Raw genomic sequence first — 26,113 nt, forward strand, 5'->3', positions numbered from 1 at the left:
AGATTAAGGATTCTTAATGTTTGCTTCTAAAAGCACAATTATGAGTGATAGACATCACAGTTTTATAAATTCTCCAGTTTTTCACGTTTATCATGAAAAGAATCAATAGCAAATAATCATAGCTATATAGCATTACACATTCTCTTTGACGCAAAATTTGGCCGTCTTTGTGAAAATAAAATATCATTTCTATGGCACTTTCTTTAGAATTTGATGTCAACCTACTCATACCCTATTACTGATTGACTTTAACCATGATGTCTTTTATCTCTCAAAAACTTGTTAACTATCTAGCATTAGCTTTTTTTGCATTAGCACTTTTCATTGCTATCTCTATATTCCCAGTACCTCTGTTAAGCGATCCCATTAATAATGCGGCTGGCTTATCATTTTCTTTATTAACGGATACGGCAGGTAAACCCTTCTTCCTTATCACAACCGTATTGCTGTGTTTATTACCGGTATTTTTCCGTTTACCTAAAAAACAAATCATTAAGTTGTGGATTCAATTTGCTATTTTGTTGGTACTAAGTTTTGGCGCGAAAACAATCTTAAAGCATGAAACCGCGATCCCTCGTCCTTATACCTATGAACTACAGCGTTTAAACTTAGTCACATCACCTGAAAACTTTTATCAGCTGAATAAAAGCGAAAGAAAAAACGTTGTTAAAAAAGCATCTACCTATATTAGTAAATGGCGCATTCGTAGTTGGGAAGCTGAAACAAACTATTCATTTCCATCAGGACACACAATCTTTGCTGCAATTTGCGTTCTGTTTTGGGGCGGCTTTTTACTACGTACTCGCCACTATTTATTAGCTGGTGGACTTGTAACATGGGCCGTGGGTGTGGGTATTAGCCGTTTATGGCTAGGTATGCATTTCCCATCAGACGTAATGGGCTCCATCTTATCTGCAGCAGTGTTATATTTATTTATACCCGAATGGCGAGTAGATTCTGAGAAATAATAAAAAGGGCTCGCAAGAGCCCTCTTTTACATCCACACAATATTAATTTACTGTACAGGTGTCGCTTTGTGTTCGTATTCAACAATCAATTGATTGCCCGAATACGTTACGTTAGTAATTTCACCATCAAAAATAAACGTATTTTTAATAGATGAATTAGCGCTTTGTCCTGAAGCCATTTGCTCTCGCAGTGACGGTAAAATCAAGATAGGGTCAACATTTAATAGACGACAAAACTCATTGACGAACTGTTGCTCAATCGGTTTAGATCCCCGTAAAATATCTGAAAACTCCAACTGGGTTAAGCCTAGCTTTTTAGCCATTTCAATCTGAGTTATACGCATTTTTGCTTTGTAACTCATCCATGTGTCATGCAAAATTTGACGATCTTTTTCTGTATACAACATAATTAGCCCTAACAGCGCATTTTTATTTAAAAATAGAGTCATTTCCTCTAGTTAGAATAGTTTACGCCTAATTACTAGGTATTAATGTCAAAACCGCGTTAAGCTCTGCTTCGATAACACAGCTCGTTACAACCTCGTTATTGTACTTACATGATGTTCATATATACTTGTTAATAATTAATATTTATAAGCTAATGTTATGTAAGGAATGCTGCTTTTATATGATCACGTTGTGTCGTCGTTCAATCCTCACACTCTTTATCATTTTCAGTGTTTTTACTAACGCTGTGACTGCACGCACCATTAGCTTTGATCAAATACCTCAAACACACTGCCTTCAAATGACAACACCATTAAAAGAAGCAGTCCATCCAGATCAATGCTGCGATGAAAATATGCCTATGTTGTCAACGAACATCACGACGCTTTCCTCTTGTGGAATGAGCGATATCGATGATATATCACTGGCTCACAACGATACTGTTAAAGAAAAATCATCATGCTGTAATGACGATGATTGCAAGAGCAAACAAACACAAGCAGCACTGTTAACTTTGTTTGCGTTTTCTGCAATTGTTAATGACGTGCAATTATATGCAAGTCAAACACACGCACCTATTTATTTTAGTGAAGCACAACTAAGGCCTCCTCTCGTTTAACGAAATAACTAATCGGCATTTGCCACCACTTTATTTTGTTATTTAGCGCGACAATATTCGCGCAACTTGAAGGACTTACAGATGAAAATTTCACATATCTTTGCTGCTACATGCTTATTTGTTACCTCATTGGCTCAAGCAAGTACACCTATTACTGGCACTAACTACCAGTCACCTTACTGTGGTTGTTGTAAAGAATGGGTTAAGCACATGGAAGACAATGGCTTTAAATTAGATATGGTGTACGAAGAAAACTTAACGCCTATTAAAATTAAATTAGGTTTACGTCCTGAATATGCGTCATGCCACACTGCACAAATTGAAGGTTACACTTTTGAAGGACATATTCCAGCAACTGAAATTAAGCGTTTCTTAGAAAGTAAGCCTGAACGTATGATTGGCCTTGCTGTAGGTGGTATGCCAATGGGTTCACCTGGTATGGAATATGGCGATCAAAAAGACGCCTATGACGTGTTAGCATTTGATAAGGATGGCAACACCATGGTTTGGTCACGCCACAACCAGTAATCGATTTAAGCGATGCATGAAAAGCCCGTACTTGTGACGGGCTTTTTAATGTATCGCATACAGAAACTATACATTCTTACCGTAAGATTCAAATGAATTACTGCATCACAACAGATAACACTATTTTAATTTAACGGCGGTACCAAAAGCCATAATTTCAGATGCGGCATCAGTGACAGAGCTAGTGGTATATCTCACGCCAACAATAGCATCAGCACCAAGTTTATCAGCTTCTGCAATTAGACGCTCTGTCGCAACCGCGCGTGCTTCCATTAGCATTTCTGTATACCCTTTCAATTCGCCACCCACAATACTCTTTAAGCTTGCCATAATATCTCTGCCGACATGTTTTGACTGAACAACACTTCCAGTGACCACGCCCAGCAAGGACTCTATTTCACGTCCAGATATTGTTTCCGTTGTTGTGTAAATCATATGGCCTCTGCCGTTGCGTTAGAAACAGTGATAAATGAGAACCTATCACAATAACACCCTCACTCATTTGTTATTAAAATGGTAATGATGCATTAGGTGATCAATGCATATGATTAAATCGTAACTCTTTTAATAAGATAACTACACTCAGTTAATATCTACATTGTTGGAGTGATAAATGGAAAGTCAACTTACTATTAAAGAATTTCTTAGAGTATTTGATCATATTCGCTCAATCGGTACCCCCCTAGATAGCAAATACTTGTTGGAAGATATATACGCATGGCATGACTATGACGGTTACACCTGCTGGCTAAATTATCGAGATGTAACGGTCACATTGATGTTTCATGGTTCGCTAAAAGTTGAATACGAGAAACATGCAAACTATGTAGACTTCACTAAGCGTTGTTTATCACTGATTGCCAATAACACGCAAACGGTCAAATAGGTGTTAGTATGAATTTATTATCTATTATCATCACTATCGCCACGATTATTTCTTTTAAAGCATGGAGTTCAGAATTAAAAATGATGGATTTTACCAGTCCGAAAGAATACGAACATTGGTCTGCCGTAAACGACAACGTGATGGGTGGTATTTCTACTGGGCAATTCACCTATGATGGCAGCGTAAGTCAATTTACTGGTGAGCTATCATTAGCTAACAATGGCGGATTTAGCTCGGTAAATAGAACAGTAGCACCATTAACTAATAACATTAACGCTGTGAATCTGACTTATATTGGTGATGGTAGAACATATCAATTACGGTTTACAACGAGGAAAGATGGTTACCCTATTAACTACAAACATGAATTCGAAACGATTAAAGGGCAACAACAAAGCAAAACTTTTAACTTTAATGACTTTAAAGCTGTGTTTAGAGGAAGGTTACTGAGTGGCGCGCCCGAACTTGTCGCACAAGATATCAAACAAATTGGCTTTTTAATTGCTGATAAAACACCACTCCCTTTCGTCTTGAAAGTTCAGAGTATTGAATTTCTTAATTTAAAATAAAACTCACTAACACATAATAATATAGGGATTTTATTAGCCAGTCTTCGCTAAATGGTTTATGAAGATGTTTCACTTGTTCTACTTATAAAGCCTTTACAACCACTTATTTGATTATTAACGGGTTAACAATTTATCATTTCGTTTTTTATTCACAATCTTTAAATATTTGTAACAAGTCACGGTATAAGAGCCGTATTTCTCAGATAATATTATTAATACTCAGTATTACTTTCACTATGGAAGATCGATTGTATTTCACGGCTGTATAAATAAAGGTTTGATAACAATGTTTGGACGAAAACGAATAGAAACAGAAAATAAAGCGCTAAAGCAAGAGTTAGCAGACCTTAAAGAAAAGTATCAAGCTGATATCACCGCCTTAGAAGAAAAACTTCAACAAACTCAACAATTAGTTCAATCGGCTAAGCAGGATAACCATAAAAGTGATGAGTTATTGTCGTGCAGTTTAAAAGGTGGCGACATGCTTACAACGATCCGTAATGAGATGGTTGAAAGTGCTCAATCTATGGAACACGAAAACCATCAGCTACAACAACTAGACGAAATGTTTGCACAAACCCATCAGGCACTTTCACGCCTTGATACTCGTGCGGTTAACATCAGCTCTCAGGCCACTCAAAGTACAGACTCTGTAAAAATACTCGATACCACCGCCACTTCTATTTCTCACCTTGTATCAACAATTAAAGAAATTTCTGACCAAACGAATTTGTTAGCGCTCAATGCCGCTATTGAAGCTGCTCGTGCGGGTGAAGCTGGGCGTGGTTTTGCGGTTGTAGCCGATGAAGTTAGAAATTTAGCAGGCAAAGCAAGCGAAGCCAGCGAGCAGATTGACACTCTTGTTAGCCAAGTACTTACGCAAGTGAATGAGATAAAATCATCGATTGATGAAAACCAGTCCTGTGCTGAAGAAGTATCAGCTTCTTCTGCTCAAATCGGTACTATTGTTAATGAAGTGGTTGGCCAATCTGAACATATGCAGCGTGTTATTCATATTGCATCAACGCGTGCTTTTTTAGATACGGTAAAACTTGATCATGCCATCTGGAAAAATAATATTTACAGATTCCTGCAGCGTGGTGCATTTAATGAAGTTATTAATAGCCACTCGGAGTGTCGTTTAGGTCAATGGTATTACCATGGTGAAGGTAAAGCATTTAGCCATTTAAGAAGCTATGCATTAATGGAAGAGCCTCATAAAGCGGTTCATGAAATGGGGCGTGAAGCGATGAGCCAAGCGAAATCGGGCAATATGTCAGAAGTAGTAACGGCAATAAACGCTATGGAAGAAGCAAGTAAAAAAGTAGTTCTCCAAATCGACAATTTAATGCACGAAATAACACAAAGCTAGTTGATTAGGTTATTTTAATTGCACTCTTGTGTTTATATCGAGTGCTAAAGATTACCTCAAATATAAACGGTGTATAGTTTTTTTACATGCTATACACCGTTGTTCAGATAGGTTTAAGAGCGCAACAATACCCTCTCACCATTAAGCACTTTGATGGGAAATCATTTACTCAGTTAAGATTCAAATAGCTGCTTATTTGGATCAGAATTAACGACCCACTCAGGATCAATCTCTCGCTGCTCAAGGTAAATCTGTAAGCCATTAAAATACGTAAAGGCTGTTAATTCAGATTCTTTATTAAAATGCTCAAAAAACGCCTCTTCTTGTTCTGCTAATAATTGCAAGGTGGTTGCACCATGCTCTAGCGCCCATTGAATGGCATAAGGTGAAATCATCGTTCGATGTAAGATCAGCTCTTTGATCTCCGAAATAGCGACTTTTTTGTTTTTACAACGAGTACTGCTAGATTCAATCTGCTTGTTGGCTTTTTCTTCCGCTAACAATGCTCCTAAACTCGCTAAACTTGCCGCAATTTCAGCACTTGAATAACCGTAGCTTGTTTTACAAAAACGTAAGGCATACGCCATTTTATCGCGTCCGACTAACTCAATGACCTGTTCCAAATAGGGTTGTGGGATCGCATATGCCGTCGCCAGCTGGATCACGGCATGATTTAAACTGGTATATACAATGCCATCAAATTCAAACTGGAACGCTGTTGTTAGCCCTTCAACAGGAATACCATCAATACTTACCGCCCATCCACGGTAATTGACTCGCTCTTTGGCAATTTCAAACATTGCCCATGCGCTTTCACGAAAACCTTCAAGTGCTTTGCCTTCAAATTCACACTCTTCAAGCTCTTGCTTAGTCCAATTAACACCAATCTGTAAATGCTTTTGATACTTCTTATGCAATTTCTCTTTTACTTTATCGCGTAAAATATCAAGGCCACTTGCTTTAATTTCTTTCGTAAAACCAAAGCACTCTTGGCAACAAGGCACCATGATAGGTGCAGATTGGCCATAATAATTAGGCTTTGCCATAAACGCATGGCTTTCATAATAAGGTTCGCCACAAAACCAACAGGTATGACGAAACTCAAAAGGCACATCAATCGACACATAATCGGTCGTCATATGGGAGTACTCATTGTTGTGGTAATCGTTGAAGTTGACATGATCTCAACCTTGTATGGCTATTTATACTTAAAGTCGCTGTTTATGGCTAATCTGATTTTATCTTTCATTAGATATAGAGGTGTTAGATATAAAGAAAGGCGTTTACTTGCTCAAAAAGCGATCTATTTTAGCGATCGCTCGTAATACATCATAGGAGGGTGTGTTATGAGTCTTAAACGTTATTTAGATAAGCTATCACCAAAGTTCAAACCTGGTGGACAATACCAAACCTTTTATCCCTTGTTTGAGGCGGTTGAAACTATTTTCTATACCCCTGGACAGGTCAACAAAGGTATTACTCATGTTAGAGATAGCATTGATTTAAAACGCATTATGATCATGGTTTGGTTAGCTGTTTTTCCCGCCATGATTTGGGGTATGTACAACATAGGGCAACAATCTAGTCATGCGTTGTTATACGGACTTGATGCGACGGCAGCGCAACAAGCATTGGATTCCTCATGGCGACTTAGTTGGGTGTGGGGGTCTCTTGACGCCGTTCAGCAATCAAGTTGGATCAGCGATCTCTTAGTTGGTGCTAGCTACTTTTTCCCTGTTTATCTTACTGTCTTTATAGTTGGTGGTTTTTGGGAAGTGTTATTTGCCATTATTCGGCGGCATGAAGTGAATGAAGGCTTCTTCGTCACCTCAATTTTATTTGCGCTTATTCTTCCTCCGACTATTCCACTTTGGCAAGCTGCGCTAGGTATTACCTTTGGTATTGTTGTCGCAAAAGAGATCTTTGGTGGTACGGGTCGAAATTTCTTAAATCCAGCACTCGCCGGTCGTGCTTTTTTATACTTCGCCTACCCTGCAAATATGTCTGGAGGCGCTGTTTGGGTTGCAGCGGATGGTTATTCAGGGGCGACACCACTCAGTCAGTGGTATGAAGGTGGACAAAATGCACTGACGAATAATATGACGGGGCAACCTATCTCATGGTTTGATGCTTTCATTGGTAATATTCCCGGTTCAATGGGGGAAGTCTCAACCCTATTTATCGCGCTAACAGGCGTCATCTTAATCTTTATGCGAATCGCATCGTGGCGAATTGTACTAGGTGTTTTCATCGGCCTCGCAGGGAGTTCCTTACTACTTAACACCATTGGTTCAAATACTAATTACATGTTCTCAATGCCCTTCTATTGGCACTTTGTTATTGGTGGTGTCGCTTTTGGTACTTTCTTTATGGCAACCGATCCAGTTTCTGCCGCATTTACCAATAAAGGGAAATGGGCATACGGCATTTTAATTGGTGTGATGACCATATTCATTCGCGTACTTAATCCTGCTTATCCAGAAGGTATTATGCTCGCTATTTTATTTGCCAACTTGTTTGCGCCACTGTTCGATTTTATGACCAAAACAGGAAATATTAAACGCCGTGCTAAACGGGCGGCATTAAAATAGACCCCTTCACTGATACCCTTATCAACTATCTGATTACACGATAATCTTTCGTTTCGTGTAATCAGATAATAAGAAAAATATATCAACAGAAATTATCGTTACAGTATGTTGTTATGATAAAGATTAGGTTCTTAGTATTAATTGTCGTTATTAATAGCCGTTACGCTTGATGTAATAGCAACTAAAGCGGTAAAATACGTGCCCTGTTTTAAATCGTGAGTATGTTGAATGTCTGAACAAAAGCGAAAGGCGCTAAAGAAAATAGCAAAATGCCTTGAGTTAGGTAACTCGGCTAACGTTAATGAAGCCGCGCAAGCTATTCGTATGGCCCATCGCCTCATGCTCAAATATGGTCTTGAGAAAGACGATATTGAATTCATCAAAATGGGCAAAACAAAATCTCAAACCTTACTTCCAACTGATATAAGCGCACAGATATTAAAAATTATCCGTGGTATTAACCGTCGATTTGGCGTGGAATGTGTACTAACTAATTATAAAGGTTTAAAAAAAGCGGAATTCATCGGCATGGCTGAGCGCGCAATTTTCGCTGCTTTTGCTTTTGATGTTGTATATCGTGAAATGAACCAACAAACGGGACAATTTAGAAACAGTTTTGCCGGTTCTGGCACTAGCACACAGGAAGTCACACGACGTGTAAACTCTTTCCTAGCAGGTTGGCTTGAAGGTGCATTGGAAAAACTGCCGGAGTTAACGACAGACGATGACCATGATCAACGTATGGCGAACTACATTGATAAACAATTTGAAAACCTTGATCGTGAAACGTTTAAAAAACAGCTACAGGAAGCAATGAAAGCACTCACCGATGATTATGAAAAAGGGATGAAAAAAGGCCGTTCCATTTCGGTTAGTCGCCCTGTCGGTGGTAAATCAGCACAAGAAGAATTAAAAAGACTTAACTGATTCTATCCTTTTCTCGTAAAAAAGCTGCTAATGTGGCTTTTTTTATAACTTTTTAATTTATAAATTACCATAATCGCTAATATAGCTACCATTTCACGCCTATCACAAATCGATGTACATCGCTGATAAATAGCTTAAAAGTATAGTTATTAGCCTCTTTTTATCTAACTTTATTTGACTCGTTTAAAAAAACAGCAAAAGAACAACTATAAACACGATATTTCAAAGAAATGAGATTCCAGTCGCGTTTTTATGTTAGAATAAATCAAAATCCCTTAATTCCATAGCCATCAAGACATGAAATTTCCTGGTCAACGCAAGTCAAAACATTACTTTCCTGTCAATGCCCGCGATCCATTAATTGTTCAAATTCAACAAGACAATCCATTAGCAAAATCACATCTAATTGGTGTTGGTCAAACCATAGTTGATATTGAAGCTCGCGTTGACGATGACTTCTTAGCCAGACATGCTCTTACTAAGGGACAATCTGTCGTTCTTGATGAAGATAAAGCTGAACTGCTTTATAAAGAATTAAAAGATCGTAAGCTTATCAGCCACGAATACCCTGGCGATACCATTGGTAATACATTGCACAACTACTCTGTATTAGCTGATGATAAGTCAATTCTGCTTGGTGTAATGAGCCAAGATCTAAAAATCGGTTCATACGCCTACCGCTATTTATGTAACACCTCTAGCCGTATGGATTTAGATTACCTGCAGCCTGTCAATGGCCCTATCGGTCGTTGTTACACGCTTATCAGTGAAGATGGTGAACGTACTTTCGCGATTAACGAAGGTCAAATGAACCAGCTTCGTCCAGAAAGTATTCCTGAATCTGCATTCAAAAAAGCCTCTGCATTGGTGCTATCAACTTACCTTGTTCGTGGTAAGCCAACAGATCCAATGAAAGATGCGGCACTGAAAGCTATCGAATACGCGAAAAAGTATAATGTGCCAGTCGTACTGACGATGGGGACTAAATACGTTATCGAAGATAAGCGCGAATGGTGGATTGAGTTTCTAAAAGAGCACGTCACCTGTGTTGCGATGAACGAAGAAGAAGCTGAAGCACTAACCGGTGAAACAGATCCACTGACGGCTGCCGATAAAGCACTTGATTGGGTTGATATGGTTTTGTGTACTGCCGGTCCTGCGGGTTTATACATGGCGGGTTACACCGAAGATTCATTAAAGCGTGAATCATCACTGCCGCTTCTGCCGGGTAAGATCCCAGAATTCAATAAATACGAATTCAGCCGCCCAATGGCAAAAAGTGCATGTGAAAACCCAATTCGTGTTTACTCTCACATTGCCCCTTACCTTGGTGGCCCTGTTGAGATCAAAAACACAAATGGTGCGGGTGATGCTGCGCTTTCTGCACTTCTACACGATATGTCTGCTAACCGTTTCCATAAGGTTAATGTACCTAATTCTGCGAAACACACTGCGAATTTCTTGTCGTATTCGTCTTTCTCTCAGATTTGCCAGTACTCTAACCGTGTTAGTTATGAAGTATTGATCCAACACGCACCTCGCCTATCTCATGGCCTACCAGAGCGTGAAGACTGTTTAGAAGAAGCATACTGGGAACGTTAATTCCAATTTGTAATAGTTTAAAAAAGGGGCTAATTAGCTCCTTTTTTGTTATTTGTATTTAACTCAATGTGATAAGTGCATCGCAAAATTTTGCCACTTTATTGAAAGTTAATATTTTGTTAATTAGGCTTGAATTTATCGATTACTTTATAAAATTGCAGTCTATATTGTTAAGGAAAACAATGAATAAAATATTAATCGTGTCGTTATCGGCTTTATTAAGTGCCCCCACATTCGCAGGAATGCAACCATTCTCAGCAAACAATCTTCCTGAAAATTGGCCGAATTATGAAATCCAAAATTACAACGCCCAAGTTGAAAATGGTTACGACGGCCCACTGAGTAACATTCTTGTTATTTACGATCCAAGCATCAAACCTGAGCAATTAAATCGATATTTGATGCAGCAAACCGCCATTGCGAATAAAGCTCACGACATCAACAACATCGAATACCGCCGTAACATTGTTGCCGCCATTCCTATGAAATTGGAAGGCGATAATGTGGCAGAAGTTGCTGATAGTTTTTCATTTGGTGATTTTGATGAGATACGCCGCAAATACGGTGCTTCAGTCGTCTCACTTGTAATCAACAGTAACCTTGCTGACCGTCAGTGTGGTGTGCAAACCAGTTACCACACCGTCAGCGTATTTAACGAAGCCTGCTCACTACCAACGTTGCTAGCGCACGAATGGGGACACGTTGACCGTCTAGGTCATGAGTACGAGCACACACAATCACATTTTGAAGACGACAACTACGCATGGCGCTGTGGCGGAAAACCGACCATCATGAGTGCCGACCTCAATTACAATCAGTTTGATTTGAATGAGTTCTATTCGGATCCAAACGTAACAAGAGGTGGCGAAGCGTGTGGTACAGTAACCGCAAACAATGCGAAAGTACTGAAAGAATCAATCGCCCATCCAAATTCATACTGGCAAAATGTTACTCCACTAGAAAAGATTGGTAACGTCACCATCGCTCTGGATGAAAACCAATCGTCAGAATTTGAGAAAGTTATCACGGTGACACGTGATGGTGACGTGTCTCAAGCTGCTTCGATTGAGGTTTATTCAGATGCGGTCACCGCTGTGCCAGCAACCGATTATCAAGAGCTGGCAAAGCGTGTTGAGTTTGCACCGAACGAAACCACAAAAACGGTATCTCTACAACTTGTCAATCCAGCACCTACTGATGCGATTTGTGATGATGGTGAAAGAACGTTAAAACTTGGTACACGATGGGGAGAGAAACTTGGCTCATCTAACCAACTCGATTTTACCGTTAAAACGCCTGAAGACACGCTAGCTAGTTGTGCGAAAGACAAAGAGCCAGAACCAACACCGACACCAGCACCAGATAATGGAAATGACGGCGGCGGCGGCGGCGGTAGCACAGGTCTATTGAGTCTATTTGGCCTTGCACTATTGCTCTTCAGACGTCGTAATTAATTTTTTAATTACAACAAGCCGTTCCTAACCATTAGGAACGGCTTGCCACGTATAGACCATAACCATTGACATCAACAAGTTGCTGTTTACTATGCACAAAGACGCCACTACCTCGCCCTATTTCTCTATTTTCGGCATCATAAACCGCCGCTTCAACAATCAACTGAGATTTATTTTGGTTTACCAGCTTCCCCACTGACCGCATTGTCCCTTCTGAAATCAATCGAGTTAAATAAGTCGTAAACGATGTTGTTAATACAAACACTTCGGTTTCTAGTAAGCTTGCGGCAAAGAAAGCATTTTAATAGTGCTTCAATACTATTTGCTTTCATCTATTTTTAATAAATGCTAATAAACCCTTATAAATCGCATTACATATACGCTTATCAGACACTGGATATGGCGTTCCGACAGTAGAAAAATTAATAGAACTTCACGTTATTTTATTTAAAATTAAGAAAACGTCTTTAACTAGATAAACACAGGTGATTTTTCTTTCCTGTATTTAATCACTTTAAGTAGTAATATATTAACCAGTGCTTTCATATGAAAAATTTTCTAATTTTTTAACATTTTATATAACTTTTTTACTACTGGTAATCAAAGTTATATTTTAATGTTTTATTTAATAAAAAACTTAGCCTTTATAACCGAGATAACAAAATATTAGGGGTAATAATTTAAATTAATTACGAATACTATTTTAAAAACTTTGCCAATTCCAATATTGATGATGCGTAGATATGCCTAAACTTTAGCTCGCCATAGCTTGTTTGTTATTTACATTGCGCTCGTTCAACATAAATAAGAGAGGAAAAATAAAAAACACCAATCAATCGACCAATCAACCAATCAACCAATCAACCAATTGAAACCATTTAATAAATGATGAAAGCCTATGAATGATCGCGCAACAGAAAAATAATATTTAGTTTCTTTTTATGATGTTACAACAACGTTTTTTCTTCAGAACAGTCTGAATGCTTTCAATTAGTTGAAAGTCACATACGATGATGATGTTATTGTTTAGAAAAAGAAGCTGTTATACGACAATTTTCTACGTTCTTTTTATCTTACTTTCTTGATACTTCTATTAACCAATTCTAAACTTTATATTAGAGTGCAATTTAAATCATATAATTATTAAATGTGCATTCCTGTATTTTTACTAGACAAACAAAGCAATCGTTTATGATAGAGAACATGATTTAAATATGAAACAATTCTTATATTTCATTTGTACTTAGAAGTATATATATGAATACATTAATGTCTAATTTATATTTTCAATATTAGAATCATTATGATTTCTTTACCCTATTAGATCATAACTAGATTATTCGAAAATTTAATTAACAGATAAATCATATAATTACCCGACTGCTTTTTTAAATATTTATTGGCTTGATACTTGTAAATTTTTCAATGATGAAAGGCTCAATTACTTCCATTAATATTTTTAACTGAGTGAGGCAAAGATATGAAGTGTTTAAAACACTCTTTACTAGCATGCTCGTTAGCCTTAGTTTCAACCTCGGCCTACAGCATCATACCGCATGCATTCACTGACAATGGTGGCTGCCCTAGTAATGCTTTTTTGTTTCAAGGTAATCCAACTGTAGTGTACCAAATGGATTTATCTTCTGGTTTTTATCGCCCATCGAAAACGATGGCATCTCAAGTCAATGCTGTTGGATTTAACGCCACAGACAGTTATATTTATGGATACGACGTAAATAATGAAGAAATTGTCCGTATAAATCAGCTTTTTGACTTCGAAACTATTCCTGTCACAGGTATTGATACCACCATGCCCTATCCAACTGGTGACGTTTATAACAATAAATATTACATCTACAGACAGGGTGTAGGTATGTACGAGATAGATCTAACGACTTTGTCTGTTACTCTCGTCATGACACCCAGTAGTGCCACATTAAACCTTCATGATATGGCTTTTCATCCCGATTCTTCTGGACGACTATTTACTGTTGATAGCGACAATAAAAAGCTTTATGAAATAACTAACTTTACTACACCCAATAGTGCATCGTTTGTTGAAATTGGTGGGATCAATGTTCCAGAAAACGGTGGTTTTGGTGCGCAGTATTTCGATTCAAATGGTTTCCTCTACCTAAGCCGTAACGATGATGGCGCCATTTATAGAATTGATTTAAGTGATTTATCGAGTTTTACATCAAATGCCGTTTTTTATTCTGATGGTCCGACTTCAACGTTGAACGATGGCGCTAGGTGTTCAACGTCTGCCATAGTGGCTGAAAATACAGATTTTGGTGATGCTCCTGATACATACAAAACATCCCTTTCTACTAACGGCGCTCGTCACTACAATATTTCAGGCGTCAATTATTATTTTGGTTCCAACATTGATACAGAAGGCGATGCTTTTGTTTCACCGAATTCAGATGATGCCAATAGTGTTGCTGATGAAGACGGTATTTCGTTTCCGGCAAACTTTAGACAAGGTTCTGACGGTTTAGTTAACGTGACTGTTGGTGGCTCAGCAAATGGTTTTATCAATGCATGGTTTGATTGGAATAATAATGGTGTATTTGATGAGGCAACAGAACATGCGATTGATGATGAGTTATTAACCGCTGGAGATGGAACAACACCAGCAAGTCATGTTCTGAAAATTAGAGTGCCTGACGATGCAGCCACTGGACAAATATGGGCTCGTTTTCGTATTTCCAAAAATGCAGGTTTATTATCTTATGGGGGGACCTCTTACGGTGAAGTAGAAGATCACCAAGTAACGATTGATTCCCAACCCGTTACCCATAACTGGTACCCATCCTCAGGCTCTTGGGTAACATTGGCATATGAGGATGACTGGCCGCAAGAAGGCGATTTCGACTTTAATGATGTCGTTATATATTACCGCGTTGATAAAGTAACGAACTCTGCGGGTGATGTTCTCCGCTATGATATATATGGAAATTTAAGAGCATACGGTGCAGACTTTGCGAATGGTTTCGCTGTGAAATTTGATGGTATTCCCGTTTCTGCCGTAGATGCGGACAGAACTAAGTTAGTGATTAATGGATCAACCTTACACCCTAAACAGATATTAGAATCGGGCACAACTGATGCGGTTGCGATTATTTCAAATAATCTCCTTACAGAAATACCGACCCCAACCTGTTCAGGATTCTTAGGAACTTTTTACAGAGTATGGACGGGGTGTAATTCCGATGCCGCTGATTTATTCCAATTTGAAGCAAGCATTCCTTTCATCACGCCATTAGCATCATCGACTGTTCCCAGCATGCCTTTGAACCCATTTCTATTTGGTACGCCAGGTATTGATCATGGCGAAGGTACGCGTGCAACTGATGGCCGTGCAATTGAGATTCATCTGAAAAATACAGACGTTTCAAGTAAGGCAAATACTGCTTATTTTGCAACTGAACATGATGATTCTGCCTATGTTGATAGCGACTGCCCTGGTATTAACTGTGATACCTATCATACTTCAAACGGTATTCCATGGGCTATCGTAGTTGATGGAACATGGGATCACCCTAGCGAAGGGATAAACATACTTGAAGCCTACCCTGATCTTCAAAGTTTCTCTGTATCTGGCGGTAGTACTAATACGGACTGGTATCTTCGTGCGAACTCAGATATTACTAAGCTCTTCGAGTAAATCTATTCGTAAGTGATGAATATAAAAAAGCCGACAGTGCTTTCACACTGTCGGCTTTTACTGTAGCTCGTTAATTGTTTATCTGTGGCACTTATTCATCATCTACCGAATAAATATTCCACTTCATATCAATTGTTTTATCTGTGCCTGATACCGCTGCGATAACACGTCTATTTCGCTCTGCAGCAATCTCTGTTTCACTATCATCAATAGGCTTGGTGTAACCATAACCTATTGCTTGTAGACGATTAGGGTCAATAAAGAATGTATCTTTCAACATATCAACCACAGCTTCAGCACGAGCCTGAGACAGTGCCATATTCAACTCATAGCTACCGCTCTTGCTACAATGCCCTTCAATCGTCACAGACGAGTCAGGGTACTGATGCATAAAATTAGCAATGGCCTCTATTTCACGCTGATACACGGGTTTAATAACGGCTGAATTATTAGCAAAATTTAATTTAAGCTCTACACGCTCAGAAATTTCTTTCTCTTTTCCACAGCCAACATTATTAACAAATGAGCCTGGCACACTGTTTGGGCATTGATCGCGTGCTTCAATCACGCCATCACCATCTAAGTCACGTAGATCGTATTGCTGTGTCGTTGTTTGTGATTCAGAACCGTCGGATGAAGCACAACCGCTAATCATTGTAGACATAATGACTAACGAACTTAATAGTATGTTTTTTTTCATTATTCACTCTCTCCTTGACGAGTTGCTTCACTGTTCCAGTTCTCAGGCGTTGTTACACGTAGTGATGAGATTAGCTGCCCTGTTGCATGTAATATGCGGTATTGTGAAACAAGCTCATCAAACTCAGCACGTAAATAACTTTTTCGCGCTTCAAACAATTCGTTTTCAGAATCTAACAAGTCTAATAATGAACGTTGGCCTAATTTAAATTGCTGCTCATACGCTGATTGGGTTTCTTTCGAAGCCTCAACATGTGTACGGATAAAGTCTCGTTGCTTAGCCAAAAAGGTATTAGCATTCCAAGCGAGTGTTGTTCCATCTCTTACATCGCGTGATGTATTTTGATGAACACTTTTTGCTTCATCAATTCTATATGCGGCTTCACGAACTCGATACGTGTCTTTGCCACCATTAAAGAGGTTATAACGTAACTGAATCCCTGCCTGTAACTCTTTATCTTCCCCTTCAAGCGCATTTTCATAATCAAACTTTTCATCTGACCATTTACCACCAAGCTCCAAAGTGACTTCAGGATAATAGTTAGATTTTAAAGCCTCTCTCTCTGAACGCGCGGCATTAATATCACTGTTAGATGATTTCAATATAGGATTATTTTTTTGTGCTATTTCAATCGCTTGTTCTAATGATGACGGAAGTTTGTCTTGATCGGCCATTGGCACAATTACATTCTCTGGCGATTCATTAACCACTCGAATAAATTCACTTCGTGCATCAGCGAGATTATTTTGTGCTGACATTAAATTAGAATTAGCACGTGCTAAACGCCCTTTACTTTGAGATAAATCAGCGCTTGAACCTAAGCCAGATTCTGTTTTCTCTTTTATTTGGTCAAACAAAAGCTGATGCTTTTCAACATTGTTTTCTGCTAACTTAACAATCTGCTCTTCTACTAAGTAATTGATGTAGACTTTTACCACCGAAAGCGCGATATCTTCCGCTGTAGCAAAAAGTTTTAGTTGATCCGCTTTAGCTTCAAAATCTAAACGTGATAATTCATGTCCTGTTAAAAAGCCATTAAATAATACTTGTCGGATACTAATTCCAACTTCTGGTGATTCTGAATCAACCATATCTTCTGTTTGTAATCGACTCTGAGGAGTTGAGCTTTGCTTAAAACCATAACTCGCCGTCAAATCAACAGTCGGTAAATAGTCACCAAACACTTGATTACCTTGCTCCTCTCGTGCTTTAAATTGACTTAAAGCCTGCTGTAACTGAGGGTTAGTATCTAAAGTAACCGCAACAGCTTGCTCTAATGTTTGGCTCATGGCTGACACTGGATATAACGATGAAACAATGGCTGTTGTAATCAAACTCTTCTTAATACAATCGCGTATTCCATAACGCATAAATGAATATCCTTCTCTTATTTTTATGGTTTAGCGCTCTCTAAGCGCCATTTCCTTAGCTCTTAAAATCGGGTTAAGTATGTATTCTAAAACTGTTCTTTTTCCTGTAATTACATCAACAGATGTCAACATACCGGGAATAATTGGCAAAGGTGTCTGATCTGATTTCATTAAATGTGAGTGTGTTGTGCGAACCTTTACTAAGTAATAACTATTGCCCTCTTCATCTTGCGAGGTATCTGCACTAATATTCACAACAGAGCCTTCAAGCCCGCCATAACGAGTAAAGTCATACGCTGTTACTTTTACAACAGCCGGTAACCCAGGATGTAAAAATGCAATATCTTTAGGCTGGATCTTTGCTTCAATTAATAAGTTATCTTCCGTTGGTACGATATCTAATATGGCTTCACCAGGTTTAACCACGCCACCAATGGTTGTTATATTGATACTTTTAATTGTGCCATTTACGGGTGAATGTAATATCGCTTTATCTACTTTATCCTGCGAGCCAACCTGCGCTTCGGTTAAACGTGAAAGTTTGGCTGTCATTTCATTAAGTTGAGCTCGTACATCTTTTTGATAATTCAACACGGCTTCACGTCGCTTTAAAATAGATTCATCTAAAGCGGCTTTTACCTTCGGTTGTTCAGCATAAAGTGCCGAAAGTTCACCTTTGGTTTCATTGACTTTGCGCTCTAACTGTAACAGTTCAACTTCCGAGACAATGCCCTTTTTCGCTAAAGGCTTTGTCATTACTAATTCTTTATTAATCAGTTTTAAGCTACTTTTCAGGGTACGAATTCGAGATGATAATGCGTAACTTTCCTGTTGCTGTTGAACAATTTGACGAGCAAGGATCGCTAATTGATTTTGAAGTTCTTCTAACCGCCCTTGATATTCATCCTGCTGGCGAGCGATGAGTTCAGGCTCTTTTTGTGCTAGTTCTTGAGAGAAAACAAGCGGCTCGATATTGATCTTAATCCGTTCTTTCCAGTCTTTAATATCGTCATCAATTACAATGCTTTTCAGTTCTTTCCGAAAACGGGCAATATTCGTGTTTAAGCTATCTTCTTCGTCTTCTTGCTGAGCTAAATCAGAACGAAAACGAGTATCATCAATACGTACAAGGGGTTGACCTTTTTTAACTGTCATTCCTTCTTCCACGTATAGCGCTTGCAACAGACCGCCATCGTAGCTTTGAATTACTTGTACTTGTGATGATGGAATAACCTTACCAGAGCCTCTAGTGACAAGTTCCAATTGAGCAAAAAAAGCCCAAATAAAGAAACATATCAACATAAAAAACAGTGCCCATACCATATAACGATGCTTTCTTGGCGAATCAATCATCATCGCGTTGTAGACATCATCCATCATCTCTTGATCTTGGTCGGAAAAAGGCTTATTCATTCCGGCCTCCCGATACACCTTGCTGTAACTGTTTCAATACTTTTTCACGTTGATCATCTAAAACGATCTTACCGTTATCAACAACGATAATGCGATCCACAAGCGGTAGTAATGACATTTTATGAGTGATAATTAGCAAGGTTCGATTTATGGCAACATGCTTCATTGAATGCATAAAACGCTTCTCTGCATGTGCATCCATACTTGCTGTTGGCTCATCCATTAATAAAATTGGAGGATCATTTAATATCGCCTGAGCTAGTGCGACTGCTTGACGCTGCCCTCTCGATAATGCGTTTCCTAACTCTCCAACTTGTTTATCTAAACCTTCTGAATCGCTATCCGTAAAGCTGCTAACACCTGAGAGTTGAATTGCACGCAACAACTGATGTTCAGTGACTTGTCTCGTTCCAAACATAATATTGTCACGAATAGTGCCATGAATAAGCGTGATATCTTGTGGCATGTAACCAATATTTCTTCGCAAATCTGCGGGGTGAATTTGTTCACGATCAATGCCATCAAAGCGTAAACTTCCTTCTGTTGGGCAATATAGCCCCGCTAATAACTTCGCTAATGACGTTTTACCTGAACCATTTTTACCAAGAATCGCGATTTTCTCACCCGGTTTAATTGAAAAGTTCGCAGAGTCAATCGTGCATTTTTTCTGATTCGGATACGAAAATTGGACATTTTCTGCCTTAATAGCTCCTTTCATTCTATGGCGACTGATCAAATGTGCTTTGTCTTCAAATTCACTTTCTTCTTGCATCAGTTGATCTAATTGACGCAGAGAACTTGACGTTTGATTGGCTCTTGTTAATAAATTTGCTAACTGAGCCATAGGAGAAACAACACGGCTTGATAGCATGACAGCAGCGATAATCCCACCCATGGATATATCGACCGTTGATACACGATAAACGCCTAAAACCACAACACCAATAGCCGTTAACTGAGTAATAAAGGTGGCAAAATACGAAACAGAGTTAGAGATTTTTTTAACTTTTAACTGCCAATTAGCAGTATGTGCGATCATCTGTTGCCAGTGCCGTTGTATCATCCCTTCTGCACTATTTGATTTAATCGCCTCTATCGCCGTTAAACTTTCAATTAAATGTCCATATTTTAACGCTGAAAACTTATTAGACTCCTCAACGGCTATTTTTAATTTAGGTTGAACCAGTAATGTATAACCAATAATTAATAAGCCTGCAATTAATGGAATAACAGCAAGGTCGCCAGCAACAAAATAAATAACTAATAAAAATAATAAAGCAAAAGGTAAATCAATTAATGTCGTTATCGTTGCTGACGTCAACATGTCACGAATATTATCAAATTCACCTAATTGTTTTGCCATTCCACCAACTGAAGATGGACGTTTTGATAATGGAATTCCAATCACTTTTTCAAATAAACGAGATGAAACAACAATATCAATTTTCTTCCCAGCTAAATCGATTAAATACCCTCTAATATGACGCATTAAAAAATCAAATATAAAAGCAACGACAGCACCGCTGGCTAAAACCCATAATGATTCAAATGCTAAATTAGGTACAATTTTATCGTACACATTCATCATAAATAAGGGAGAGATTAAAGCAAAAACATTCACTAATATCGAAGCAATTAATACGTCTCGATAAATAGGGCTAGCTTCTTTAATCATATTCCATAACCAGTGACCGTAACTAACATGTTGATGAACATCAACACTTTGGTCACCACGATATTGCTTCTTGATAAAGAAGCAATATCCCGTATAGCAACTTTCTAGCTCTTCTAATGAAATTTCAGATTCGCCACCATTATCAGAAAATTGAATCACAGCAAGGTTATTTACTTGATCTAATTCCCTTAAAATACATGCTTGCTTATCTTTTAAAAGTAAAACACAAGGCAAAACAAGTGGCGTTATATCTGATAACAATTTACGTAATAATTTTGCGGTTAAACCTGCTCTTGCTGCTGCCTGAGGAAATATATCAGGCGTGACTAAAGCACTTTCAAGAGGAAGCCCTGCAATTAACGCATCTCCAGAACAAGGGTTTCCATAATATTCAGACAAAATAACAAGACTATCCAATAATGGATCATCCGTTGTTTTTAATGAAGCAGGAATACTCCAATATTCCTGCTTATTTTCAGCTGTGGATATCATGAATTATACGTCCTTGTTACTTTTTATTACTACGAACAGGAATATCCATTTTCTCTATTCATATTTAATTATCATCTTGCTGTGGTGGTAATGTCATTGGCTTATCAATCGAAATACTATCAAGCATCTGAGTATTTAAAATGATTTCACCATTATCATTACTTAATAAGTTATTGGTGATAACACCAAGCTTATCTTTCAAGCTGTTTGAATCGATATCTTCTAGAATAATGTTTACTGACTGATCATTTCCCGTTTTGATTGAAATAACGCTATCATCATTATTTTGACTAATCGATAAGAAGTCATCTAACGTTTCTGCGGTTGCATCTTTTAATAAATCGCTGAGGTTTAATTTATCTTCCGCTAAATCAAAATCTCGAATGGTATCTATATCGCTAATAGACTCACTTTTACTCCAAGTAAATGTATCAGCACCGATCCCGCCATTAAGAAGATCATTGCCTTGACCACCAATTAGAAGATCATCGCCCTCACCGCCATTTAATGTATCGTTACCCTCACCACTCGAAAGTTTATCATTACCTAGCAAGCCATTAAGAATATCGATACCGGTACTACCGACAAGGTCATTATCAACATCCGAGCCATTGACAATGTTATCATCAAATAACACGCTATCAGAGCCAGAATTTTCACTGCTACTACTATTTTCTTTACCAGTCGCCGTTACCGTTAACTCAATTGAATCTGCTGATTCTGCTGGTACGGTAATTTGTAAACCAGGAAGTGAAACTTGCGTATCCGTGTTTTGCCATAATCCCGTTAGTTCAATCTCACCAGCAGCATTGGCAATACCGAGAACGGTTGTACCATCCGCGCTAATTACTTTGGTATCTTTAGGTAATCCTGACAATAATATTTGGCTAATTGACTCGCTACCATCTGTATCCGTTAGCATAACGTTAATATCTAACGTATACGTATAAGTTGGTTGCTCTTTGATCCAACTACCACCATCCCAATAGTATGTGCCATCAGCAAATTGAAGGCGTTCAATGTCGTAGAGATCATCTGAGCCTTCTCGTGCATATACATTTTCGCCACTTGTTACTCGTTTATCTGTTACTTCAAAAAATATCGATGAACCTGAGGTTTCGACAGGTTTAGTAATATCGTAATCAGAGAAATTTCCAGCATATACTGCTGTATCAACTCCTGCGGCACCATATAGTGAATCATCCCCTTGCTCACCCATTAAAATATCATTACCGGCACCAGCAGTTAATGTGTCGTTAACTAGACCTGTTATTGGGCTACCATCAATCGTTGAATTACCTATAATCCCATCTTCACCGACCAAAATGTTATCGCCAGTTGATTGAATAACAATATGATCGCTGAGCTCCATTCCTCTATAAGCTAAACTTTCAGTCGATAATGTATTTTCATATGGAGTATCAACCTTCTGTGTTAACGTTCTTGCTTTATCACCGTACTCTTTAACAACTGTTTCCCAATCGACATAGTTCTTTCCACCTTCATATTTACCGCCAGTATTGTAAACAGGAGTACCTAATAAATTCACGGTGACAAGAATTGGATCTGCAATAGCAACAACGTCTAGTTTAACAGTGATGGTATCAGTGCCACCTTTGCCGTCACTGACTTCAACCTTAAAGTTATCTTCACCATGGAAATTAGTCTTAGGTGTGTATTCCCATGAACCATCCGTATTGACGGTAACTGTGCCGTTCGTTGGATTTGTCAGTGATGTGAACGTTAAACTATCACCATCAGCATCTGTCGCAGACAGTTGACCGCTCACTGCCACTTCTTCATCGGTAGTGACGGTAATGTCACTGCCTAATGGATCATTGTTATCATCAACCAATACTGGCGCATCGTTGATTGGATTAACTTTGATAATCACGGTTATGGTATCGGTGCCACCTTGGCCGTCACTGACTTCAACGTTAAAGCTATCATCACCGTTAAAATCATTGTTTGGTGTGTAAGTCCACGTACCATCCGTATTGACGGTAACTGTACCGTTCGTTGGATTCGTCGATGAAGTGAACGTTAAGCTATCACCATCAACATCTGTCGCAGACAGTTTGCCGCTCACTGCGACTTCTTCATCTGTCGTAACGGTAATGTCACTGCCCAGTGGATCATTGTTATCATCAACCAATACTGGTGCATCATTGATTGGATTAACTTTGATATTCACGGTGATGGTGTCAGTGCCGCCGTTGCCGTCACTGACTTCCACCTTAAAGCTATCATCACCATGGAAATTAGTCTTAGGGGTGTATTCCCATGTACCGTCAGTATTCACGACGACGGTGCCATTGGTTGGATTGGTCGATGAAGTGAAGGTTAAGTTATCACCATCAACATCTGTCGCGGACAGTTGACCGCTCACTGCGACTTCTTCATCGGTCGTGACGGTAATGTCACTGCCCAGTGGATCATTGTTATCATCAACCAATACTGGCGCATCATTGATTGGATTCACGGTCACATTAACAGTAATAGTATCAGTACCGCCGTTGCTGTCACTGACCTCAACCTTAAAGCTATCATCACCGTGGAAATTAGTCTTAGGTGTGTAAGTCCAAGTACCGTCAGTGTTAACCGTCACTGTGCCATTGGTTGGATTCGTCGATGAAGCGAAGGTTAAGCTATCACCATCAACATCGGTCGCGGACAGTTGACCGCTCACGGCGACTTCTTCATCAGTAGTGACGGTTATGTCACTGCCTAATGGATCATTGTTATCATCAACCAATACTGGTGCATCATTGATTGGATTCACGGTTACATTAACAGTGATGGTGTCAGTACCACCCTTGCCGTCACTGACTTCAACCTTAAAGCTATCTTCACCGTTAAAATCATTGTTTGGTGTGTAAGTCCATGTGCCGTCAGTATTAACCGTCACTTGACCATTTGTCGGGTTAGAACTTTGCGTGAAGGTTAAGCTATCACCATCAACATCTGTCGCAGACAGTTGACCGCTCACGGTGACTTCTTCATCGGTTGTGACGGTAATATCACTGCCTAATGGATCATTGTTGTCATCAACCAGTACTGGCGCATCATTGATTGGCTTCACGGTCACATTAACGGTGATGGTGTCAGTGCCACCGTTGCCGTCACTGACTTCAACCTTAAAGCTATCATCACCGTGGAAATTAGTCTTAGGTGTGTAAGTCCATGTGCCGTCAGTGTTAACCGTCACTTGACCATTTGTCGGGTTAGAACTTTGCGTGAAGGTTAAGTTATCACCATCAACATCGGTCGCGGACAGTTTGCCGCTCACTGCCACTTCTTCATCGGTCGTGACGGTAATGTCACTGCCTAATGGATCATTGTTGTCATCAACCAATACTGGTGCATCATTGATTGGATTCACGGTCACATTAACAGTAATAGTATCTGTACCGCCGTTGCCGTCACTGACTTCAACGTTAAAGCTATCTTCACCGTGGAAATTAGTTTTAGGAGTGTAAGTCCACGATCCATCAGTGTTAACCGTCACTTGACCATTGGTCGGATTAGAACTTTGCGTGAAGGTTAAGCTATCGCCATCAACATCTGTCGCGGACAGTTGACCGCTCACTGCCACTTCTTCATCGGTCGTAACGGTAATGTCACTACCCAGAGGATCATTGTTATCGTCAACCAATACTGGCGCATCATTGATTGGATTAACTTTTATATTCACGGTGATGGTGTCGGTGCCGCCTTTGCCGTCACTGACGATAACATCAAATTTGTCGCTACCATTAAAGTCGCTGTTTGGTGTGTAAGTCCACGTGCCATCAGTGTTGACAGTAACTGTACCGTTCGTTGGATTCGTCGATGAAGTGAAGGTTAAGCTATCACCATCAACATCGGTCGCTGACAGTTGACCACTCACTGCCACTTCTTCATCGGTCGTAACGGTAATGTCACTGCCCAGTGGATCATTGTTATCATCAACCAGTACTGGCGCATCATTGATTGGCTTCACGGTCACATTAACAGTGATGGTATCGGTGCCGCCGTTGCCGTCACTGACTTCCACCTTAAAGCTATCATCACCATGGAAATTAGTCTTAGGGGTGTATTCCCATGTACCGTCAGTATTCACGACGACGGTGCCATTGGTTGGATTGGTCGATGAAGTGAAGGTTAAGTTATCACCATCAACATCTGTCGCGGACAGTTGACCGCTCACTGCGACTTCTTCATCGGTCGTGACGGTAATGTCACTGCCCAGTGGATCATTGTTATCATCAACCAATACTGGCGCATCATTGATTGGATTAACTTTGATATTCACGGTGATGGTGTCAGTGCCGCCGTTGCCGTCACTGACTTCAACGTTAAAGCTATCTTCACCGTGGAAATTAGTTTTAGGCGTGTAAGTCCACGAGCCATCAGTGTTGACGGTAACTGTACCGTTCGTTGGATTCGTCGATGAAGTGAAGGTTAAGCTATCGCCATCAACATCGGTCGCGGACAGTTGACCGCTCACAGCGACTTCTTCATCTGTCGTAACGGTAATGTCACTGCCTAATGGATCATTGTTATCATCAACCAATACTGGCGCATCATTGATTGGCTTCACGGTCACATTAACAGTAATAGTATCTGTACCGCCGTTGCCGTCACTGACTTCCACCTTAAAGCTATCTTCACCGTGGAAATTAGTCTTAGGTGTGTAAGTCCACGTGCCATCAGTGTTAACTGTCACTTGACCATTGGTCGGGTTAGAACTTTGCGTGAAGGCTAAGCTATCACCATCAACATCTGTCGCAGACAGTTGACCGCTCACTGCGACTTCTTCATCTGTCGTAACGGTAATGTCACTGCCCA

The 26,113-nt window shown here is 39.4% G+C and carries 20 protein-coding genes; 11 read left to right on the forward strand and 9 right to left on the reverse strand.

What is annotated here, in order from left to right; translation table 11 throughout:
* The first annotated feature begins 254 nt into the window (after window positions 1–254).
* Window positions 255–968 carry a phosphatase PAP2 family protein gene (locus C9J41_RS17540; RefSeq protein ID WP_107260295.1) on the forward strand — a complete coding sequence of 238 codons (714 nt, stop codon included), beginning with the start codon at window positions 255–257 and terminating at the stop codon, window positions 966–968.
* Window positions 969–1,015: 47 nt separating this feature from the next.
* On the opposite strand, the gene C9J41_RS17545 is transcribed toward C9J41_RS17540, so the two are convergent.
* Window positions 1,016–1,375, reverse strand: a complete 360-nt coding sequence (locus C9J41_RS17545) for a helix-turn-helix transcriptional regulator (protein ID WP_105060270.1) — start codon at window positions 1,373–1,375, stop codon at window positions 1,016–1,018.
* 221 nt (window positions 1,376–1,596) lie between these two features.
* Between C9J41_RS17545 and C9J41_RS17550 the strand changes: the two genes are divergently transcribed.
* Both C9J41_RS17550 and C9J41_RS17555 read left to right on the forward strand, forming a co-directional pair.
* Window positions 1,597–2,034, forward strand: coding sequence for a hypothetical protein (locus C9J41_RS17550; protein WP_107294857.1), 438 nt, complete (start codon window positions 1,597–1,599; stop codon window positions 2,032–2,034).
* A gap of 81 nt (window positions 2,035–2,115) precedes the next feature.
* Window positions 2,116–2,562: a DUF411 domain-containing protein gene (locus C9J41_RS17555; protein WP_107208180.1), complete on the forward strand. Its 447-nt coding sequence runs from the start codon at window positions 2,116–2,118 to the stop codon at window positions 2,560–2,562.
* Window positions 2,563–2,682: 120 nt separating this feature from the next.
* Here C9J41_RS17555 and C9J41_RS17560 read toward each other — a convergent pair whose 3' ends face one another.
* Entirely contained in the window at window positions 2,683–2,997 is a 315-nt protein-coding gene (locus C9J41_RS17560; RefSeq protein ID WP_107290808.1) for a heavy metal-binding domain-containing protein, read from the reverse strand.
* A gap of 178 nt (window positions 2,998–3,175) precedes the next feature.
* Between C9J41_RS17560 and C9J41_RS17565 the strand changes: the two genes are divergently transcribed.
* From C9J41_RS17565 to C9J41_RS17575, 3 genes are all read left to right on the forward strand, one after another.
* A complete protein-coding gene (locus tag C9J41_RS17565; RefSeq protein WP_107208178.1) occupies window positions 3,176–3,448 on the forward strand; it encodes a DUF3081 domain-containing protein in 273 nt (90 codons plus the stop codon).
* Between the two features lie 80 nt (window positions 3,449–3,528).
* Window positions 3,529–4,017: a CIA30 family protein gene (locus C9J41_RS17570; RefSeq protein ID WP_107294862.1), complete on the forward strand. Its 489-nt coding sequence runs from the start codon at window positions 3,529–3,531 to the stop codon at window positions 4,015–4,017.
* 286 nt (window positions 4,018–4,303) lie between these two features.
* The gene (locus C9J41_RS17575; RefSeq protein WP_107294858.1) at window positions 4,304–5,389 is read left to right on the forward strand and encodes a methyl-accepting chemotaxis protein; all 1,086 of its coding nucleotides are present in this window, start codon (window positions 4,304–4,306) and stop codon (window positions 5,387–5,389) included.
* A 173-nt stretch (window positions 5,390–5,562) separates the two neighbouring features.
* On the opposite strand, the gene C9J41_RS17580 is transcribed toward C9J41_RS17575, so the two are convergent.
* Window positions 5,563–6,528, reverse strand: coding sequence for a hypothetical protein (locus C9J41_RS17580; protein WP_107294859.1), 966 nt, complete (start codon window positions 6,526–6,528; stop codon window positions 5,563–5,565).
* 207 nt (window positions 6,529–6,735) lie between these two features.
* Between C9J41_RS17580 and C9J41_RS17585 the strand changes: the two genes are divergently transcribed.
* From C9J41_RS17585 to C9J41_RS17600, 4 genes are all read left to right on the forward strand, one after another.
* Window positions 6,736–7,980, forward strand: coding sequence for an NADH:ubiquinone reductase (Na(+)-transporting) subunit B (locus C9J41_RS17585; protein ID WP_107260286.1), 1,245 nt, complete (start codon window positions 6,736–6,738; stop codon window positions 7,978–7,980).
* A gap of 228 nt (window positions 7,981–8,208) precedes the next feature.
* Window positions 8,209–8,907, forward strand: a complete 699-nt coding sequence (locus C9J41_RS17590) for a DUF2786 domain-containing protein (RefSeq protein ID WP_107208174.1) — start codon at window positions 8,209–8,211, stop codon at window positions 8,905–8,907.
* Between the two features lie 297 nt (window positions 8,908–9,204).
* Entirely contained in the window at window positions 9,205–10,509 is a 1,305-nt protein-coding gene (locus tag C9J41_RS17595; protein ID WP_107208173.1) for an inosine/guanosine kinase, read from the forward strand.
* Window positions 10,510–10,691: 182 nt separating this feature from the next.
* Window positions 10,692–11,963 (forward strand): GlyGly-CTERM sorting domain-containing protein, encoded by a 1,272-nt coding sequence (locus tag C9J41_RS17600; RefSeq protein ID WP_233220418.1) that lies wholly within the window; start codon window positions 10,692–10,694, stop codon window positions 11,961–11,963.
* 31 nt (window positions 11,964–11,994) lie between these two features.
* Here C9J41_RS17600 and C9J41_RS17605 read toward each other — a convergent pair whose 3' ends face one another.
* A complete protein-coding gene (locus tag C9J41_RS17605; RefSeq protein WP_233218521.1) occupies window positions 11,995–12,168 on the reverse strand; it encodes a hypothetical protein in 174 nt (57 codons plus the stop codon).
* Window positions 12,169–13,443: 1,275 nt separating this feature from the next.
* Here C9J41_RS17605 and C9J41_RS17610 point away from each other — a divergent pair.
* Window positions 13,444–15,633: an LruC domain-containing protein gene (locus tag C9J41_RS17610; RefSeq protein ID WP_107208172.1), complete on the forward strand. Its 2,190-nt coding sequence runs from the start codon at window positions 13,444–13,446 to the stop codon at window positions 15,631–15,633.
* A 91-nt stretch (window positions 15,634–15,724) separates the two neighbouring features.
* Here the strand turns inward: C9J41_RS17610 and C9J41_RS17615 are convergent, their stop codons facing one another.
* From C9J41_RS17615 to C9J41_RS17635, 5 genes are all read right to left on the reverse strand, one after another.
* On the reverse strand, window positions 15,725–16,333 hold the full coding sequence (locus tag C9J41_RS17615) for an OmpA family protein (protein ID WP_107208171.1): 609 nt from the start codon (window positions 16,331–16,333) through the stop codon (window positions 15,725–15,727).
* Window positions 16,333–17,703 carry a TolC family outer membrane protein gene (locus C9J41_RS17620; protein ID WP_107208170.1) on the reverse strand — a complete coding sequence of 457 codons (1,371 nt, stop codon included), beginning with the start codon at window positions 17,701–17,703 and terminating at the stop codon, window positions 16,333–16,335. The genes C9J41_RS17615 and C9J41_RS17620 overlap by 1 nt, the downstream gene beginning before the upstream one ends.
* A gap of 30 nt (window positions 17,704–17,733) precedes the next feature.
* The gene (locus tag C9J41_RS17625) at window positions 17,734–19,116 is read right to left on the reverse strand and encodes an HlyD family type I secretion periplasmic adaptor subunit (protein ID WP_107294860.1); all 1,383 of its coding nucleotides are present in this window, start codon (window positions 19,114–19,116) and stop codon (window positions 17,734–17,736) included.
* Window positions 19,109–21,283 (reverse strand): type I secretion system permease/ATPase, encoded by a 2,175-nt coding sequence (locus C9J41_RS17630; protein WP_107294861.1) that lies wholly within the window; start codon window positions 21,281–21,283, stop codon window positions 19,109–19,111. Before C9J41_RS17630 ends, C9J41_RS17625 begins: the two co-directional genes overlap by 8 nt.
* Before the next feature lie 64 nt (window positions 21,284–21,347).
* Window positions 21,348–26,113: tandem-95 repeat protein (locus C9J41_RS17635; RefSeq protein ID WP_146151679.1), on the reverse strand; the 4,766-nt coding region annotated here is incomplete at its 5' end.

It is taken from the genome of Photobacterium sp. GB-50 (genome assembly GCF_003026755.1).
Classification (GTDB): Bacteria; Pseudomonadota; Gammaproteobacteria; order Enterobacterales; family Vibrionaceae; genus Photobacterium.